This is a genomic window from Sulfitobacter sp. 1A15299, from assembly GCF_043556915.1.
GTDB lineage: Bacteria > Pseudomonadota > Alphaproteobacteria > Rhodobacterales > Rhodobacteraceae > Sulfitobacter.
This window is the reverse complement of sequence record NZ_JBIFFJ010000029.1, coordinates 14,337-29,322: the sequence shown is the minus strand read 5'-3', so window position 1 is coordinate 29,322 and position 14,986 is coordinate 14,337. Positions and strand designations below refer to the sequence as shown.

General features: G+C 63.4%; 17 protein-coding genes and 1 tRNA gene. 9 read left to right on the top strand and 9 right to left on the bottom strand.

The window, feature by feature from the left end:
- A partial coding sequence (locus ACGYK7_RS16510; RefSeq protein ID WP_394403560.1) for a DUF6902 family protein occupies positions 1-1,019 on the top strand: 1,019 nt, incomplete at its 5' end.
- A gap of 15 nt (positions 1,020-1,034) precedes the next feature.
- On the opposite strand, the gene ACGYK7_RS16505 is transcribed toward ACGYK7_RS16510, so the two are convergent.
- Complete coding sequence (locus ACGYK7_RS16505; protein ID WP_067265985.1) at positions 1,035-1,358, bottom strand: iron-sulfur cluster assembly accessory protein; 324 nt, start codon at positions 1,356-1,358, stop codon at positions 1,035-1,037.
- 96 nt (positions 1,359-1,454) lie between these two features.
- On the opposite strand from ACGYK7_RS16505, the gene ACGYK7_RS16500 reads away from it, so the two are divergent.
- From ACGYK7_RS16500 to scpB, 7 genes are all read left to right on the top strand, one after another.
- Entirely contained in the window at positions 1,455-2,612 is a 1,158-nt protein-coding gene (locus tag ACGYK7_RS16500) for a deoxyguanosinetriphosphate triphosphohydrolase (RefSeq protein WP_394403559.1), read from the top strand.
- A gap of 48 nt (positions 2,613-2,660) precedes the next feature.
- On the top strand, positions 2,661-3,281 hold the full coding sequence (locus ACGYK7_RS16495; RefSeq protein ID WP_394403558.1) for a hypothetical protein: 621 nt from the start codon (positions 2,661-2,663) through the stop codon (positions 3,279-3,281).
- Between the two features lie 106 nt (positions 3,282-3,387).
- Positions 3,388-5,133, top strand: a complete 1,746-nt coding sequence (gene argS, locus ACGYK7_RS16490) for an arginine--tRNA ligase (protein ID WP_394403557.1) — start codon at positions 3,388-3,390, stop codon at positions 5,131-5,133.
- A gap of 79 nt (positions 5,134-5,212) precedes the next feature.
- Positions 5,213-6,223 (top strand): SPOR domain-containing protein, encoded by a 1,011-nt coding sequence (locus ACGYK7_RS16485; protein ID WP_394403556.1) that lies wholly within the window; start codon positions 5,213-5,215, stop codon positions 6,221-6,223.
- Positions 6,223-7,233 (top strand): glycoside hydrolase family 3 N-terminal domain-containing protein, encoded by a 1,011-nt coding sequence (locus ACGYK7_RS16480; protein WP_394403555.1) that lies wholly within the window; start codon positions 6,223-6,225, stop codon positions 7,231-7,233. The genes ACGYK7_RS16485 and ACGYK7_RS16480 overlap by 1 nt, the downstream gene beginning before the upstream one ends.
- On the top strand, positions 7,226-8,020 hold the full coding sequence (locus ACGYK7_RS16475; protein ID WP_394403554.1) for a segregation and condensation protein A: 795 nt from the start codon (positions 7,226-7,228) through the stop codon (positions 8,018-8,020). Before ACGYK7_RS16480 ends, ACGYK7_RS16475 begins: the two co-directional genes overlap by 8 nt.
- 3 nt (positions 8,021-8,023) lie before the next feature.
- On the top strand, positions 8,024-8,680 hold the full coding sequence (gene scpB, locus ACGYK7_RS16470) for an SMC-Scp complex subunit ScpB (protein ID WP_394403553.1): 657 nt from the start codon (positions 8,024-8,026) through the stop codon (positions 8,678-8,680).
- Between the two features lie 19 nt (positions 8,681-8,699).
- On the opposite strand, the gene ACGYK7_RS16465 is transcribed toward scpB, so the two are convergent.
- From ACGYK7_RS16465 to ACGYK7_RS16430, 8 genes are all read right to left on the bottom strand, one after another.
- Positions 8,700-9,776: a 2'-deoxycytidine 5'-triphosphate deaminase gene (locus ACGYK7_RS16465; protein WP_394403561.1), complete on the bottom strand. Its 1,077-nt coding sequence runs from the start codon at positions 9,774-9,776 to the stop codon at positions 8,700-8,702.
- Between the two features lie 79 nt (positions 9,777-9,855).
- A tRNA-Pro gene (locus ACGYK7_RS16460) sits at positions 9,856-9,932 on the bottom strand.
- A 67-nt stretch (positions 9,933-9,999) separates the two neighbouring features.
- Complete coding sequence (locus ACGYK7_RS16455) at positions 10,000-10,926, bottom strand: MerR family transcriptional regulator (protein ID WP_394403552.1); 927 nt, start codon at positions 10,924-10,926, stop codon at positions 10,000-10,002.
- A gap of 3 nt (positions 10,927-10,929) precedes the next feature.
- Positions 10,930-11,232, bottom strand: coding sequence for an integration host factor subunit alpha (ihfA, locus tag ACGYK7_RS16450; protein ID WP_067265868.1), 303 nt, complete (start codon positions 11,230-11,232; stop codon positions 10,930-10,932).
- Positions 11,233-11,341: 109 nt separating this feature from the next.
- Entirely contained in the window at positions 11,342-12,313 is a 972-nt protein-coding gene (locus ACGYK7_RS16445; protein WP_394403551.1) for a beta-ketoacyl-ACP synthase III, read from the bottom strand.
- Entirely contained in the window at positions 12,310-13,386 is a 1,077-nt protein-coding gene (gene plsX, locus ACGYK7_RS16440; RefSeq protein ID WP_394403550.1) for a phosphate acyltransferase PlsX, read from the bottom strand. Before plsX ends, ACGYK7_RS16445 begins: the two co-directional genes overlap by 4 nt.
- A 50-nt stretch (positions 13,387-13,436) precedes the next feature.
- Positions 13,437-13,643: a 50S ribosomal protein L32 gene (gene rpmF / locus ACGYK7_RS16435; protein WP_067265873.1), complete on the bottom strand. Its 207-nt coding sequence runs from the start codon at positions 13,641-13,643 to the stop codon at positions 13,437-13,439.
- A gap of 200 nt (positions 13,644-13,843) precedes the next feature.
- Entirely contained in the window at positions 13,844-14,395 is a 552-nt protein-coding gene (locus ACGYK7_RS16430) for a DUF177 domain-containing protein (protein ID WP_067265875.1), read from the bottom strand.
- Positions 14,396-14,485: 90 nt separating this feature from the next.
- Here ACGYK7_RS16430 and ACGYK7_RS16425 point away from each other — a divergent pair, with 90 nt between their 5' ends.
- Positions 14,486-14,950, top strand: coding sequence for an outer membrane protein assembly factor BamE (locus tag ACGYK7_RS16425; RefSeq protein ID WP_067265877.1), 465 nt, complete (start codon positions 14,486-14,488; stop codon positions 14,948-14,950).
- Positions 14,951-14,986 lie beyond the last annotated feature (36 nt).

Genomic DNA, 14,986 nt, shown 5'->3' with positions numbered 1-14,986 from the left:
GACCGCGTCCAGCTATGCCGCCAACTGGCACCTCGCCGCAACGGTCATTGCCTCAAAGTGAATGTCCACGGACCCTAAAGGAAAACGCCGAGTTTCTTGGGGCGCTGGCGAGCACGGGGGCCACCCTCGACAGTGCGGCGCTTCAGCCGTTGGCTGGCTTCCATCGGGGCTGCCGGGATATGCTTTGCGATTTCCCGCAATATTACCGTTTCATCCTGTCGATCTGTCTCGACCTCGAAGACCTCGGCCTGCCTCGGCACCACGGCGCGGGCCTTTGTGCCAAGGTTGCGCGGGCAGGGCTGGAGGGGGCGGAACTGTCGGATCTGCAGCGGGCCGAGAAACGCCGTCTGCTGCGCCGCCGGGGCGTCGGGCCGCAGGTGAATGACGGGGCGCTCGGCCAACGGTTGTGCGATTTCATCGCCCGCAGCGCTACCTTTGCCATGCCCAATCGCAAGGCGGCCTATGAGTTGACCCATATCGTTTTCTACCTGTCGGACTATGGCCTCCGGTGCCCCGACCTGCCTGAGGCGGCTTTGAAAAGCCTGCATTTCACGGGGCTGCTGGCCTTTCTCGATCAGGATATGGACCTGCTGGCCGAGGTCTGCGCCGCGCTGCGTTTTGCCGGGCAAGCCCCCAGCCCGCTGTGGGAGGATGCCATTGCCGCCAGCCACCGTGCCATGCGGGTCTACGCCGATGAGGGTGCACCTTTGCGGGACGATTACCACCAATGGCTTGTCACCGGCTGGGCCATGCGGATTGCGGGCCGACCGTTGCGATCTACGCCCATCCCCAAAGGCGCATTGCGTTTTCGCACAGGTAATAAGGCGGCGGGGGCGCTGCGGCCCTTGGCAACTTGCCTCAGCGACATGGGCGCGAACCGCCGGGCCGACTGGGAGCAGATGCGCCCGCATGTGCTGTCGTATCTCTGCCCGGAAAGCCATGCGACCCTGCTGCGCGCCGAACGCGCCGGGCCGTATTTCGAAGAGTTCTTCGAGGGGTTCGCCCGGGCGCGCGCCTAAGCGCGCCCGAAAGACTTACATCGAAAAGGACGTGCCGCAGCCGCAGGCCGCTGTCGCGTTCGGGTTCTCGATGGTGAAACGCGCGCCGATCAACTCTTCGGTAAAATCGATCACGGCGTCGGCCAGAAATGGCAGGGACACGCTATCGACCACCACCTTCTGACCGCTGCCTTCCAGAACAAGGTCATCTTCGGCGGGCTCATCCAGCGCGATGTCGTATTGAAAGCCCGAGCAGCCGCCGCCTTCGACAGCGATGCGCAGGGCCTTGCCTTCGTCTGCGGCCCCGATCTCGGCGAGGCGTTCAAAGGCGCGGGGGGTGACTTTGGGGGGCAGGTTCATCTGCGGGCTCCGATGCATCGGTTTTCTTTCGCGTTCCTCTAACATATAGAAAGCACAAGGACAGGTCACAAGGACCGCGAGAGAGGACCAGCCGCGATGCGCGCAAAATTCGCCTCTGATCCGGACACCGCCAAGGGACGGTTGGTGCCGGAAGAGGAAAGCACTTTTCGCTCCTGTTATCAGCGGGATCGGGACCGGATCATTCATGCCTCGGCCTTTCGGCGGCTCAAACATAAGACGCAGGTCTTTGTGGAGCATGAGGGCGACTATTTCCGCACCCGTCTGACCCATTCCATCGAGGTGGCGCAGGTCGCGCGGACCATCGCGGGCGCGCTGCGTCTGAATGGCGAGCTGACCGAGGCCGTGGCGCTGGCCCATGATCTGGGCCACACGCCCTTTGGCCACACCGGAGAGGACGCGCTGCACAAGCTGATGGAACCCTACGGTGGCTTCGATCACAACGCACAGGCGATCAAGATCGTCACCACGCTGGAGCGGCACTATGCCGAATTCGATGGGCTGAACCTGACGTGGGACACGCTGGAAGGTATCGCGAAACACAACGGGCCTGTGACGGGCGAGGTGCCCCATGCGCTGGCCGACTATAACGCGCGGCACGACTTGGAACTGCACACCCATGCCAGCGCCGAGGCGCAGGTCGCCGCGCTCTCCGATGACATCGCCTATAACAACCACGACCTGCACGACGGTCTGCGCGCGGGGCTGTTCACCGAAAGTGAGATCGCCGAGCTGCCCATGGTCGGCCCCGCCTATGCCGAGGTTGACCGGCTCTACCCCGAGACCGACAGCTACCGCCGCCGTCATGAGGCGCTGCGGCGGGTCTTTGGGGTGATGGTCGGCGATGTGATCGAAACCTCGGCCAAACTGCTGAAAGACTCTGGGGCGAAATCGCCCGACGACATCCGTCATCTCGGCCGCCCGATGATCCGCTTCTCGGCCCCCGTCTGGCAAGACCTGCGCGAGATCCGCAAGTTTCTCTTCACCCGCATGTATCGCGCGCCCTCGGTGATGGAGAATCGTGAGAAGGTGACCAAGGTGGTCGAAGACCTGTTCCCGCTGTTCTTGTCACAGCCCAACCTACTGCCGCGCCATTGGGCGGCGGCAATCGAGGCGGCAGAGGATGAAACCACGCTGGCGCGGATGGTGTCTGACTACATCGCCGGCATGACCGACCGTTTCGCCCTGCAGGAACACGCCCGTCTCTTCGGCAGCGACCTGCGCAGCTTCCGCTAGTCTTCGCGGCATGGTAGTCTGCTTTTGTTGATCCATAGGTGAGTTGACATGATACAAACCCCCGTTCTGCCGGAAAGTCTGGCCGGTGACGCGACCTTCGCGATCCTCTCGGCAGGGCAGGCGCCGGGGCCTGCGGTGGCCAAACGCGCGGCGGAACTGGGGGCGGAGGTCGTGGCGATGGACCGCGATCCTGCGGTGCTGGCGCGGTTGATGAGCCAATCGGCAAAACGTGTCGAAGGGCTGGCGCTGGCGGGCGATCTTGTCGCGCGGTTTGAGCCGTTGCACCGCAATTGGGGCGGCACGCCGCTGCATATGGTGCTGAACCTGATACCGCTCGACCCCGAAGATTGCTGCAAAGGCACGGACGCGCAGATCCGCGGGCTCTCGGCCATGGTGCGTGCCTTGGGCCGGGGTCTGGTGGCCGGGCAGGGGGCGGTGGTAACCGTCCTGCCGCGGCCGAGCCAACCTTTGGCGCTGGCCGGGCACGCCATGATCGGTGCGTTTGAAGCGGCCAATGCCGCGCTAGACAGGGTGTTCAGGCCGCGGGGGCTGCATTTCCACCTGATCACCGTGCCCGAGGGGCAGGCACAGCTTGCAGCGGAAAGCGCGCTGTTCCTCGGCTCCGAGGCGGGGCGACGGCTCCGATCTGGGCGTTTGGACCTCGGCTGAGCGCGCCGGTTCAAACGCCACTCCCGATCTTGGGCCGCGACGGCCCGACGCTTGATTGACTGCACCCCCGCACATGATAAACGGGCGGGGAACAAGGATACCCGACATGAACCTATTTGCTGAAATTCGCCATCTCATCACTGCGACGCTGGAACAGATGGTCGCGCAGGACGCTCTGCCTGCGACCCTGAACTTTGACCCGATCACCGCTGAGCCGCCGCGCGACGCGGCCCATGGCGATATGGCCACCAATGCCGCAATGGTGCTGGCCAAACCTGCGGGCATGAAACCGCGCGACATCGCCGAAGCACTGGCCGCGCAATTGCAAAACGATCCGCGCATCACCTCTGCCGAAGTGGCGGGGCCGGGGTTCATCAACCTGCGTCTTGCGCCTTCGGTCTGGCAAAACGTGGCCCGTCAGGTGCTGAGCCAAAGCACCGATTTTGGCCGCGCGATCCTTGGCGCGGGTCAGCGGGTGAATGTCGAATATGTCTCGGCCAACCCGACGGGGCCGCTGCATGTGGGTCACACCCGGGGTGCGGTCTTTGGCGATGCGCTGGCCAGCCTGTTGGACTTCGCGGGCTATGACGTGACGCGGGAATACTACATCAACGATGGCGGTGCGCAGGTCGATGTGCTCGCCCGGTCGGTCTATCTGCGCTACCTCGAAGCCAACGGCAAAGAGGTGGCCTTCCCCGATGGCACCTATCCCGGCGACTACCTGATCCCGCTGGGCGAGGCGCTGGCCAAGATGTACGGCGACAAGCTGGTCGACCAGCCGGAAAGCGAATGGCTGGACGATATCCGCGAATTCGCCACCGATGCGATGATGAACCTGATCCGCGACGATCTGGCGGCATTGGGTGTCGAGATGGACGTCTTCTATAGCGAAAAATCGCTCTACGGCACAGGCCAGATCGAAGCGGCCATCGCCTCGCTCGAAGCTAAGGGGTTGATCTACGAAGGCGTGTTGGAGCCGCCCAAGGGCAAGAAACCCGAGGATTGGGAGCCGCGTGAGCAGACCCTGTTCAAATCCACCGAACATGGCGACGATGTGGACCGCCCGGTCAAGAAGTCCGACGGGTCTTGGACCTATTTCGCCCCCGACATCGCCTATCACTACGACAAGGTCAGCCGTGACTTCGACATGCTGATCGACGTCTTTGGCGCGGATCATGGCGGCTATGTCAAACGGATGAAAGCCGCTGTCTCGGCGCTCAGCGACGGTCATGTACCGCTCGACATCAAGCTGACGCAACTGGTGAAGCTCTATAAGAACGGTGAGCCCTTCAAAATGTCCAAACGGGCAGGGACTTTCGTGACCCTACGCGACGTGGTGGATCAGGTCGGCCCCGATGTGACGCGTTTTGTCATGCTGACGCGCAAGAACGACGCGATGCTCGACTTCGATTTCGACAAGGTGCTGGAGCAAAGCCGCGAGAACCCGGTTTTTTACGTGCAATACGCCCATGCCCGGGTCGCGTCGATCCTGCGCAAAGCCGAAGAGGCGGGGATCGAAGTGGCGGACGCCACGTTGCTGGACGCGGAGCTGTCCAAGCTTGACCATGAGGCCGAGATCGGCCTGCTGCGCAAGCTTGCCGAATGGCCCCGTTTGGTCGAGACCGCCGCGCGCAGCAATGAGCCGCACCGGGTGGCCTTCTACCTCTATGAACTGGCCTCTGATTTCCACAGCCTCTACCACTTGGGCCGGTCCGAGGATGGCTTGCGCGCCTTGCAAGAAGGGGACGCAGCCACCTCGCAGGCAAAAATCGCGCTGTCGCGTGCCGTGGCGATTGTAATTGCGGCGGGTCTTGGTATTCTCGGGGTCACACCGGCGCAGGAGATGCGGTAACCGCACCAGCGCGCCGAAAACAGGCAACCCCATGACCAGACCCGCGTGGCGATGTATCACGCCGGGCAAAGAGGCAGAGATGGCAGATTTCACGTCTTCCCCGACGACGGCGGGCTATGCGCCCGATTCCGCGCATAGCTACGCAGTGGGCAGCGCGCCCAAGACCCTGACAATGCTCACCAATATCGCGGGCGCCGTGGTGTCCTTGGCGCTGGTGGCGGGGATCGGTGTTTGGGGCTACAAACTGCTGGTGCGTGACGTGACCGGCATTCCGGTGGTCCGCGCGATCGAAGGCGAGATGCGCGTGCGCCCCGAAGAGCCGGGCGGTGAATTGGCGCGCCATCAGGGGCTTTCGGTCAATGTGGTTGCCGCCGAAGGCAGCGCCGGGCGCCCGGCGGATGAGCTGCGCCTCGCGCCGCGCCAGATCGAATTGCAGGACGAAGATCAGCCTGTTCAAGTGGCGATGGTTGCCGCAAAGTCACAGGGTACTGCGACCCCCGCCGTCGCCCATGAGAATGACGGTGACCTGATCGACGCCTCCGCCGCGATCCGCTCAGGCAATGTGCAAGATCTCGTGGCGCAGTTGACCAATGGCGTGGCCCCGCTTACCGGTGAAGAAGCCGTCGCGGGCAATCCTGTCGATGCCGCCGTGGCGATGGCCTTGGCCGACACTTCCGTGCAGCCCAAAGTGGTCAAGGCCGTGCTGAACGCGCCGGGTGTGCGCAACTCCCTGCGCCCGCGCCGCCGTCCGGCGGGCGGTGCCGTGGTGACCCCCGCCGCCGTGCAACGCAATGCCGTCGCCACCGCCACCCCCGAAGTCGATCCCGCATCGCTGCCCGTCGGCACCCGCATGGCCCAGCTTGGCGCCTTTGACAGCCCCGAGGTCGCCCGCGAACAATGGGACCGTTTGCAAGGCCGTTTCGGTGCCTATCTCGAAGGCAAGAGCCGCGTCGTGCAAAAGGCCACCAGCGGCGGGCGGGTCTTCTACCGCCTGCGCGCCATGGGCTTTAACGACATCGCCGACGCCCGCCGCTTCTGCTCGGCCCTCGTGGCCGAAAACGCGGATTGCATCCCGGTGGTGATGCGCTGATGCGCCCCTTCGGGGCCACGATCCTCGACGCAACGGGCCATCGGCTCAGCGTCGAGGAAAAGGCGTTCTTTCGGGACGTGCGGCCCTTTGGCTTTATCCTATTCGCCCGCAACATCGACAGCCCCGACCAGCTGCGCGCGCTCTGCGAAGAGATGCGCGAGGCGGCGGGGCATGAGGCCGTGATCACCATCGACCAAGAGGGCGGCCGCGTGCAGCGCATGCGCGCGCCGCATTGGCGCGATTGGATGCCGCCGATGGACCTCGCCGCCCGCGCCGGCGATCAGGCGCGCCGGGCCTTTTACCTGATGTATCGGATCGTCGCCCATGAGCTGCACAGCGTCGGGATCGACAGCAACTGCGCCCCGCTGATCGATGTGGCCGGGCCAAACACGCACCGTTTCCTGCGCAATCGCTGCTATGGCGAAACGCCGGGGCAGGTGGCCGAGATTGGCCGCGCCGTGGCCGATGCGCTGCTGGCCGGAGGGGTCTTGCCAGTGATGAAACACATGCCCGGCCATGGCCGCGCGACGCTTGACAGCCACCATGATCTGCCCCGCGTCGCGGCCCGCCGGATCGATCTGGAGGCGGTCGATTTCGCCCCCTTCCGCAGCCTGCGCGACCTGCCGATGGGGATGACGGCGCATCTGGTCTATGACGCGCTGGACGACGACGCCCCGGCGACCCTCTCGCCCGAGGTAGTGCGGCTGATCCGCGAAGAGATCGGCTTCGACAACCTCGTGATGACCGATGACATTTCGATGAAAGCGCTGCAAATGACCCCGGCGGAGAGCATCCGCGCGGCCCTTGCGGCAGGCTGTGACGTGGCACTCTTTTGCAACGGCCCGCTTGAAGACCGCCGCGCGGTGGCCGAAGCGGCGGGCGAGATGACTCCCGCCGCCCAGACCCGCGCCCTGCGGGCCATGGATGCGCGGCAAACCCCCGATGACGTTGACATCGACGCCCTCAGCGCCCAGCTTGAGACGCTTCTGGGCGGGACATTGCATGGCTGACACGACATTTCAGGAAGACCGGGGCGGGGCAGGCAGCACCGTGGCCGACCGGCTGGCCGCCGAAGCCTTCATCATTGATGTCGAAGGCTATGAAGGACCGCTCGACCTGCTGCTGTCGCTGAGCCGCACGCAAAAGGTCGATCTGCGCAAGATCTCGGTGCTCCAACTGGCGCGGCAGTATCTGGCCTTTGTCGACCGCGCCAAGGAACTGCGGCTGGAACTGGCGGCGGATTACCTCGTCATGGCCGCTTGGTTGGCTTTCCTCAAGTCGCGTCTGCTGCTGCCGCCGGACCCGACCGAAGAGGGCCCATCGGGCGAAGAAATGGCGGCGCATCTGGCGTTCCAACTGGAACGTTTGCAAGCCATGCGCGACGCCGCCGCGCGTCTGATGGCGCGTGATCAGCTTGGCCGGGACTTCTTTGCCCGGGGCCAGACCCAAGAGATCACCAGTGTCAAAAAGGTCACCTATACCGCCACCCTGCTGGACCTGATGCAGGGCTACGCGCGCACCCGCACGCGTGAGGATTTTCGCCCTTTCGTAATGGACCGCGACAAGGTCTTCACCATGGAAGAGGCGCTCGAACGGATGCGCGGGCTGATCGGCTATGCGGGCGATTGGGGCGATCTGAACAGCTACCTGCCCGAAGGGTGGGAGAGCGATCCGGAGCGCCGCCGCTCGGCCACGGCGGCGACCTTTGCCGCCTCTTTGCAACTGGTCAAAGAGGGGCATATGGAGATCCGCCAAAAAGAGATCTTCGCCCCCATCCAACTGCGCAAGAAGGATTGATGCGTGCCGGAAGAGATTGAAACAAAAGAAAAGAAACTGTTCGACGCGCCCTCGCTCGCCGAACAGGAGCGTATGATCGAAGCCGTGCTTTTCGCCAGTTCCGAGCCGATTACCCTGCGTGAACTCGAAGCGCGGCTGCCGCGCGGCTCGGACGTGGGCGAGGCGATGGCCTTCCTGCGGCACCGGTATCAGGGGCGCGGCGTGCAGGTGATGAAAGTTGGCGATGCCTATGCCTTTCGCACCGCGCCCGACCTTGGCTTTCTGATGCACCGCGAGACGGTCGAGACCCGCAAGCTCAGCCGCGCGGCGATCGAGACTTTGGCGATCATCGCCTATCACCAGCCCGTCACCCGTGCCGAGATCGAAGAGATTCGCGGCGTATCGGTATCGCGCGGAACGGTCGACCAGTTGCTCGAGATGGCGTGGATCCGCTTTGGCCGCCGCAAGATGACCCCGGGCCGTCCGGTCACCTTTGTCGTCACCCAGGAGTTTCTGGATCACTTCGGTCTGGAAAGCGCGCGGGATCTGCCGGGGCTGAAAGAACTGCGCTCTGCCGGATTGCTGGAGAACCGTCCGCCCGCCGGTCTGCTCCCCTCTGTGGGCGATGGCGAAGACGAGCCGGAAGCGACCGAAGGGCAGAGCGAGCTGTTCGAGGATTGATCGGCGGCGCGCCGCGCACTTACGCGGCGCGGAAATGCTTCGACAGTTTCAGCCCCTGACCTTGGTAATTCGACGCGATGTCGGCGCCGTAAAGCTGGCTGGGGATCTGCGCCATATGCTCATAGACCAAACGGCCCACGACCTGCCCATGCTCCAGCACGAAGGGCGCCTCGTGACAGCGCACTTCAAGCACCCCGCGTGAGCCTGCGCCGCCTGCCTCGGCATGACCGAAGCCCGGATCGAAGAAACCCGCGTAATGCACGCGGAACTCTCCGACCATCGCCAAATAGGGCGCCATTTCAGCGGCATAGGCCGGCGGGATCGTCACCGCTTCGCGGCTGACAAGGATATAGAACGCGCCGGGGTCGAGGATGATCTGACCATTGGTGCTATGCACCTCTTCCCAATATGCGGCGGGATCGTAGTGGCCAATCTTGTCGAGGTCGATCACCCCGGTATGCGGCTTCGCGCGGTAGCCGACGAGGCTGGTGCCGGGCAGCCGCAGATCGACGGAGAAGCCCAAGCCCTCGTCGATCACGGCGGTGCCATCCACCAGCGGCGTCTTGACATGCAGCGCGCGCAGCGCGTCGTCGTCGAGGGTCGCATCCCCACTGCCGAAACGAACCTGATTGAGCCGCATCCCGGGCCGTACCAGCACCGAGAAAGAGCGCGGGCAAATCTCGGCATAGAGCGGGCCGGTGTAGCCCGGCGCGATACGGTCGAATTCGGTGCCGCCATCGGTGATGGTGCGGGTCAGCAGGTCGAGCCGCCCGGTGGAGCTTTTGGCATTCGCGACGGCAGAGACGCCCTCGGGCAGCGCCAGCCGCTCCATCAGCGGCACCACATACACGCAACCCTTTTCCAGCACGTCCCCTTCGCTGAGGTCGACGCGGTGCATCTCGAACTCCGTGAGACGATCCGAAACCTTGGCCCCATGCCCGGCAAGGAAAGACGCGCGGACGCGATAGGCGACGTTGCCGAGGCGAAGGTCAAGACTGGCGGGCTGGATCTGGGCAGAGGTGACCGCGGGATCGGCGGCAATGGCGCCGCTTTCGATCATCGCTGCAATCTGCTGGTTGGGGAGCACCCCGTTCATCGCATTGGGCATCGGGCGCGGCCTTCTTAAATGACAAACGCCCGCGCGTTAGCGGCGCGGGCGTTTTGTTGTAGTCGGTTGGTCGGGCTAGCAGGACTCGAACCTGCGACCTTCCGTCCCCCAGACGGACGCGCTACCAGGCTGCGCCATAGCCCGACTACGTGGGCTTCATACCCGATCTCGCAGGGGGTGCAAGAGGGAATTGCCAATCTTTTCATCGCGATTAAAAATTTGTTTCCGCGCCAGCATCGGCGGCCATGCGCGCGCGCAATTCGGCCAGATCCAGCAGCAGACCGGCGACCTGCGGTTGCACGTCACGGGGCAGGCGATGGACGCGGGCGCCTACGCTCAGCAGCCCAGGCCGGGCGGGGAAATCGGCTTCGAGGGTGAAATCGGGCAGGTCGATGATCGCGGGTTTCGGTGTGTCGTCTTCGGGGGCTTCCGCCTTGGCCTCAGCAGGGGCGGATGAAGCCTCTGCGGTCTCTTCAGGCTCAACCGCCAGCGGGCGCTTGAGGAACTCAGGGAGGCCGGGCTCAGACGCAGGTTCCGGCTTGGGCTCCTCTAGAGTCTCAGCTTCGGACGCAGGGAGTTGCGGCGCATCGGGTGTGGCGCTGTCAGAGGGAGCCAGCGGATCGGGGGTGGCCCGTGGGTGATCGTCGGCGGGGGGCACTGGCGAGGGGCGTTGTGCTGTCGCGGGGGCGGGCTCTTCTACCTCCGCCGCGCTCTCCTGCCGGGTATCGACCGGCTCGGCCGTCTCGGCGCTCCCCTCATCCCCGCGCGCTTCCGTCTTCGCGCCGAAATTCAGAACCACACCGGTCTCTGGCCGGATGATGTCCGGTTTCGGCGCAGGGCGCGGCTCCACGAAGTCCAACTCGTCAAGCGGGGCGGAGAGGGCGGAGACATGGGTCATCCCTTCCTCGCGCAGGATCTTCTGAACGCCTTTGATGGTCAGCCCATCGTCATGCAGCAACTTCTTGATCCCACCAAGCAGCAGCATATCGGCAGGGCGGTAATAACGCCGCCCGCCCGCCCGTTTGATGGGTTTCACTTGGGTAAACTTACTCTCCCAAAACCGCAGAACATGGGCTTGGATACCGAGCCAGTCAGCGACTTCGGAGATGGTGCGAAAAGCGTCCGGCGATTTGACCATGGGTCAGGACTTATTGCCTTCGGCAACCCGGTCTTTCATCAGATGCGAGGGGCGGAAGGTCAGCACCCGGCGCGGGTTGATGGGAACCTCTTCGCCGGTTTTCGGATTGCGGCCCACACGCGCGGTCTTGTCGCGGACCGAAAAAGTACCGAAAGAGGAAATCTTGACCTGTTCCCCATCGACCAGAGCGTCGGACATATGCTCTAGCACGGCTTCGACCAGCTGAGCACTCTCATTGCGAGAAAGACCGACCTCACGAAATACAGCTTCGCTTAAATCCATGCGCGTCAATGTCTTGTTCGGCATTATATCCCCCATGCTTTCCAATAGCATATGCTGCTCAGATTTTTAGAGTCAACATCAATGCCCGGATCGAGCACGATTCGGCAGAGATTTTCCGCGTTAGCTCAGGGACTTACCAGCGCAGGACGACAGAGCCCCACGCCAGACCACCGCCGATGGCTTCGGTGACGATCAGATCGCCCTTGTTGATCTGACCACGCTCACGGCCCACCGACAGCGCCAGCGGGATCGAGGCGGCAGAGGTGTTGCCGTGGTCCTGCACGGTCACGACAACGCGTTCCATCGGCAGGTTCAGTTTCTTGGCGGTGCCTTGGATGATGCGGATATTGGCCTGATGTGGCACGATCCAATCCACATCCTCGGCGCTGACACCCGCGCGGTCCATGGCGGTATTGGCCGTGGCGGCAAGCTTTTCGACCGCGTGGCGGAACACCTGATTGCCCTGCATACGCAGATAGCCTGTGGTGCCGGTGCTGACGCCGCCATCGACGTAAAGCAACTCGCGGTAGCGCCCATCGGAATTCAGGTCAGTCGCGAGGATCCCGCGATCCTCGGGCGTGCCTTGCCCCTCTTGCGCCTCAAGCAGCAGCGCGCCCGCGCCGTCGCCAAAAAGCACACAGGTCGACCGGTCTGTCCAGTCCATGATGCGGCTGAAAGTCTCGGCCCCGATCACCAGCACATTGCGCGCCTGACCGGAGACGATAAGCGCATTGGCGTTTGCCAGCGCATAGACGAAACCCGCGCAGACCGCCTGCACGTCAAAAGCGAAACCGCTGGTCATGCCCAATTCGGCCTGCACCATGGTCGCAGCCGAGGGGAAGGTCAGATCGGGGGTGGAGGTGGCCACGACGATCGCGTCAACCTCCGAAACATCGCGCCCCGCGTCTTCGAGCGCGCGGCGCGCGGCGGCGCTGGCCATGGAAGAGGTCGTTTCACCTTCGGCGGCGAAGTGGCGGCGTTCGATGCCCGAGCGCGAGCGGATCCATTCGTCATTCGTGTCGAGGGTCGCTTCAAATTCGGCATTTTCCACGACACGGGCGGGCAGGTAGTGGCCACAACCAGTGACAACGGCGCGCAGGCTCATTTGACGGACTCCTCAGCTGGCAGCGTCGCGGCGACGCGAGCGGCTAGCTTGTCATTGAATTTATTCTGCGACAACTGCGCGGCGAGTTTGATCGCAGCGGAGATGCCGGTCGCATCGGCGGAGCCGTGCGATTTTACCACCGTGCCGTTCAGGCCCAGAAACACGCCGCCGTTTACGCGGCGCGGATCGATCTTTTTGCTGAGTCGGCGCAGAGAGGTATAGGCCAGCAGCGAGGCGAGCCGCGACAGGGGCGAGTATTTGAATGCTTCGCGCAGGCGGTTGCCGATCATGCTGGCTGTGCCTTCGCCGGTCTTGATCGCCACATTGCCGGTGAACCCATCGGTCACGATGACATCGGCGCGGTTGCCCGAGATATCGCCACCCTCGACGAAACCGACGAATTCGAACCCGGTGGCATCGCCTTGGGCGCGAATCAAATCATAGGCTTCTTTGAGTTCGGTGCGGCCCTTATGCTCTTCGGTGCCGACATTCAGCAGGCCCACCCGGGGGCGCTGCAAATCCATGCCGTTGCGGGCGTAGGAGGTGCCCATGAGCGCGAAACGCAACAGATCGTCGGCATCGGCGCGCACATCGGCGCCCACGTCGAGCATCACGTTGAAGCCCTGAGGGTTGGAAGAGGGGTAGAGCACGGCAATTGCAGGGCGATTCACGCCCGGCAATTTGCGCAGCCGGATCATCGACATCGCCATCAGCGCGCCGGTATTGCCGCAAGAGACAGCCACAGCCGCCTCTCCGCTGCGCACGGATTCGATGGCGGACCACATGGAACTGTCCTTGCCGGTGCGCACGACTTGGCTGGGCTTGTCGTTCATGGTCACGACATCCGTGGCGTGACGTATCTCGCAACGGCCCGACAATTCACCACGTTTGGCGATCAATGGCTCCAACTGGTCACGCGGACCATGCAGAATGAAACCGATATCGGGATTTGCTGTCGCGGAAAGCGCACACCCGGCAACAACTGCTGCCGGGCCTTCGTCACCCCCCATCGCGTCGACCGAGATCAGGGTGTGTCCGGCTTTCGCGTTGGGGTGATCGGGCTGGGCCGTCATCAGTGCGAATGCCTCACTGCCTAAGAGAAAACCTTAAAAACTACCGCAGCTTATGCTGCGTCGTCTTCCAGGTCCACTTCTTCGGTCAGGGCGACAACTTCGGCGTCGTCATAGTGACCGCAAGCCGCGCAGATGTGGTGGGGGCGCTTCAGCTCACCGCAGTTCGAACATTCGTTCGGGTTCGCCGCAGAGAGCGAATCGTGGGCGCGGCGGTTGTTGCGGCGGGATTTTGATACTTTATTCTGTTGGACAGCCATGTCTGGTGCCTTTGCCTTCGGGGTTGCTGACTTGGCAAAGCAGGCCGCAACCGTGTTTCAATTCGGACCCCGTTTCGGGCGTGACGACGCTTTAGGGCCGCAGCCGCGCAATGTCCAACCTTAATTCGGGTGAGGGCGGCAAAATAACGCGAAACCGGCGCGATGCAAGCGCGAATTTCCGCGGTTTTCCGCTTGTTTCCTTAGGTTTCGTCTTTCTTCAGCGCATCGCGCAGCGCGCCCAAGCCCGCAAAGGGCCGCGCGTCTTCGTCGGTCATCGGCTTTTGACCCGGTTCGGCATGGACCATCTGGCCCAGTTCCGCATCGCCCTTGCGGGGATATTCCGGCACCTCCAGCGCCAGCGCCTCGATCATGACCTGCGCGGGGTCGATCCATTGGCCCAAAGGCTCGGTCGTATCGTCCTCGGGCATCTCAACCTCCTCTTCTTCGGGGAGTTCGAAATCATGGATGAAGCGGCGGGTGATATCGGCGTCGATCCGCGTAGTCACCGGCTCGAGCGTCACCACGCAGGGCTGCACCACAGTTGCGCCGAGTTTCCCGTCAAGCTGCCAGTCCTGCTTGCCGAGCGGTTTGATGCTGCCCGAAAAGCTGAGTTTGCGCAGGGCCGAAAGGTCCAGTTCCTCGGCAATCTGCGCCAGCGCTTCTGCCTCAGGGCGCAGCGCGAAGGCGTTCGGCTCTGTCTGAGACAGGTCCGCGACCCGAAGAGCGGTGGGCGTAGGTGATTTGCGCGACATGAGATCCGACTTTCGTTTCTTGTACACTTGGGGTGCCTTGGTGTATGCGAAATAAAAGCCATAATCCGTCAGGGCAAGAGGGCAGACCAAATGCGCAAAACCAAACAGACCGGCAAGACGCACCTCCGGATCGCGGGTATGGGCCTTGCACTGCTTTTGACCGCCTGCAGCCCGCAGTATGAGAACCACGGCTATGTGCCGCCGCAAGACCAGCTTGAGCAGGTCGTCGTGGGCAGCGATACCAAGGAAAGCGTCGCGCAGAAGATCGGTGTGCCCACTGTTTCGGGTGTTTTGAGCGATGATAGTTACTATTACGTTAAGATGCGCAAACGCGCGCTCGGCTTTATGGCCCCGAAAGAGATCGAGCGTGAGGTAGTGACCGTCAGCTTCAACGAAGCCGGTGTGGTGTCGAATGTCGAACGCTTCGGGCTTGAGCGCGGGCAGGTCGTGCCGCTGTCGCGCCGCGTGACGACATCGCCGGTGGCCGACAACACCTTCCTGCGCCAGCTTCTGGGCAACCTTGGCCGCTTCAGCCCGTCGGCCTTCGGCAGCTAAGTTCCTCTTGCCATGCCCTGGCAGCGGGGGAAGGCC

Bases quoted from the DNA above. Each gene is read 5' to 3' on its own strand.
- ACGYK7_RS16505 (WP_067265985.1), bottom strand. From the start codon at position 1,358: ATGAACCTGCCCCCCAAAGTCACCCCCCGCGCCTTTGAACGCCTCGCC.
- ACGYK7_RS16500 (WP_394403559.1), top strand. From the start codon at position 1,455: ATGCGCGCAAAATTCGCCTCTGATCCGGACACCGCCAAGGGACGGTTG.
- ACGYK7_RS16495 (WP_394403558.1), top strand. From the start codon at position 2,661: ATGATACAAACCCCCGTTCTGCCGGAAAGTCTGGCCGGTGACGCGACC.
- argS (WP_394403557.1), top strand. From the start codon at position 3,388: ATGAACCTATTTGCTGAAATTCGCCATCTCATCACTGCGACGCTGGAA.
- ACGYK7_RS16485 (WP_394403556.1), top strand. From the start codon at position 5,213: ATGGCAGATTTCACGTCTTCCCCGACGACGGCGGGCTATGCGCCCGAT.
- ACGYK7_RS16480 (WP_394403555.1), top strand. From the start codon at position 6,223: ATGCGCCCCTTCGGGGCCACGATCCTCGACGCAACGGGCCATCGGCTC.
- ACGYK7_RS16475 (WP_394403554.1), top strand. From the start codon at position 7,226: ATGGCTGACACGACATTTCAGGAAGACCGGGGCGGGGCAGGCAGCACC.
- ACGYK7_RS16465 (WP_394403561.1), bottom strand. From the start codon at position 9,776: ATGAACGGGGTGCTCCCCAACCAGCAGATTGCAGCGATGATCGAAAGC.
- ACGYK7_RS16455 (WP_394403552.1), bottom strand. From the start codon at position 10,926: ATGGTCAAATCGCCGGACGCTTTTCGCACCATCTCCGAAGTCGCTGAC.
- ihfA (WP_067265868.1), bottom strand. From the start codon at position 11,232: ATGCCGAACAAGACATTGACGCGCATGGATTTAAGCGAAGCTGTATTT.
- ACGYK7_RS16445 (WP_394403551.1), bottom strand. From the start codon at position 12,313: ATGAGCCTGCGCGCCGTTGTCACTGGTTGTGGCCACTACCTGCCCGCC.
- plsX (WP_394403550.1), bottom strand. From the start codon at position 13,386: ATGACGGCCCAGCCCGATCACCCCAACGCGAAAGCCGGACACACCCTG.
- rpmF (WP_067265873.1), bottom strand. From the start codon at position 13,643: ATGGCTGTCCAACAGAATAAAGTATCAAAATCCCGCCGCAACAACCGC.
- ACGYK7_RS16430 (WP_067265875.1), bottom strand. From the start codon at position 14,395: ATGTCGCGCAAATCACCTACGCCCACCGCTCTTCGGGTCGCGGACCTG.
- ACGYK7_RS16425 (WP_067265877.1), top strand. From the start codon at position 14,486: ATGCGCAAAACCAAACAGACCGGCAAGACGCACCTCCGGATCGCGGGT.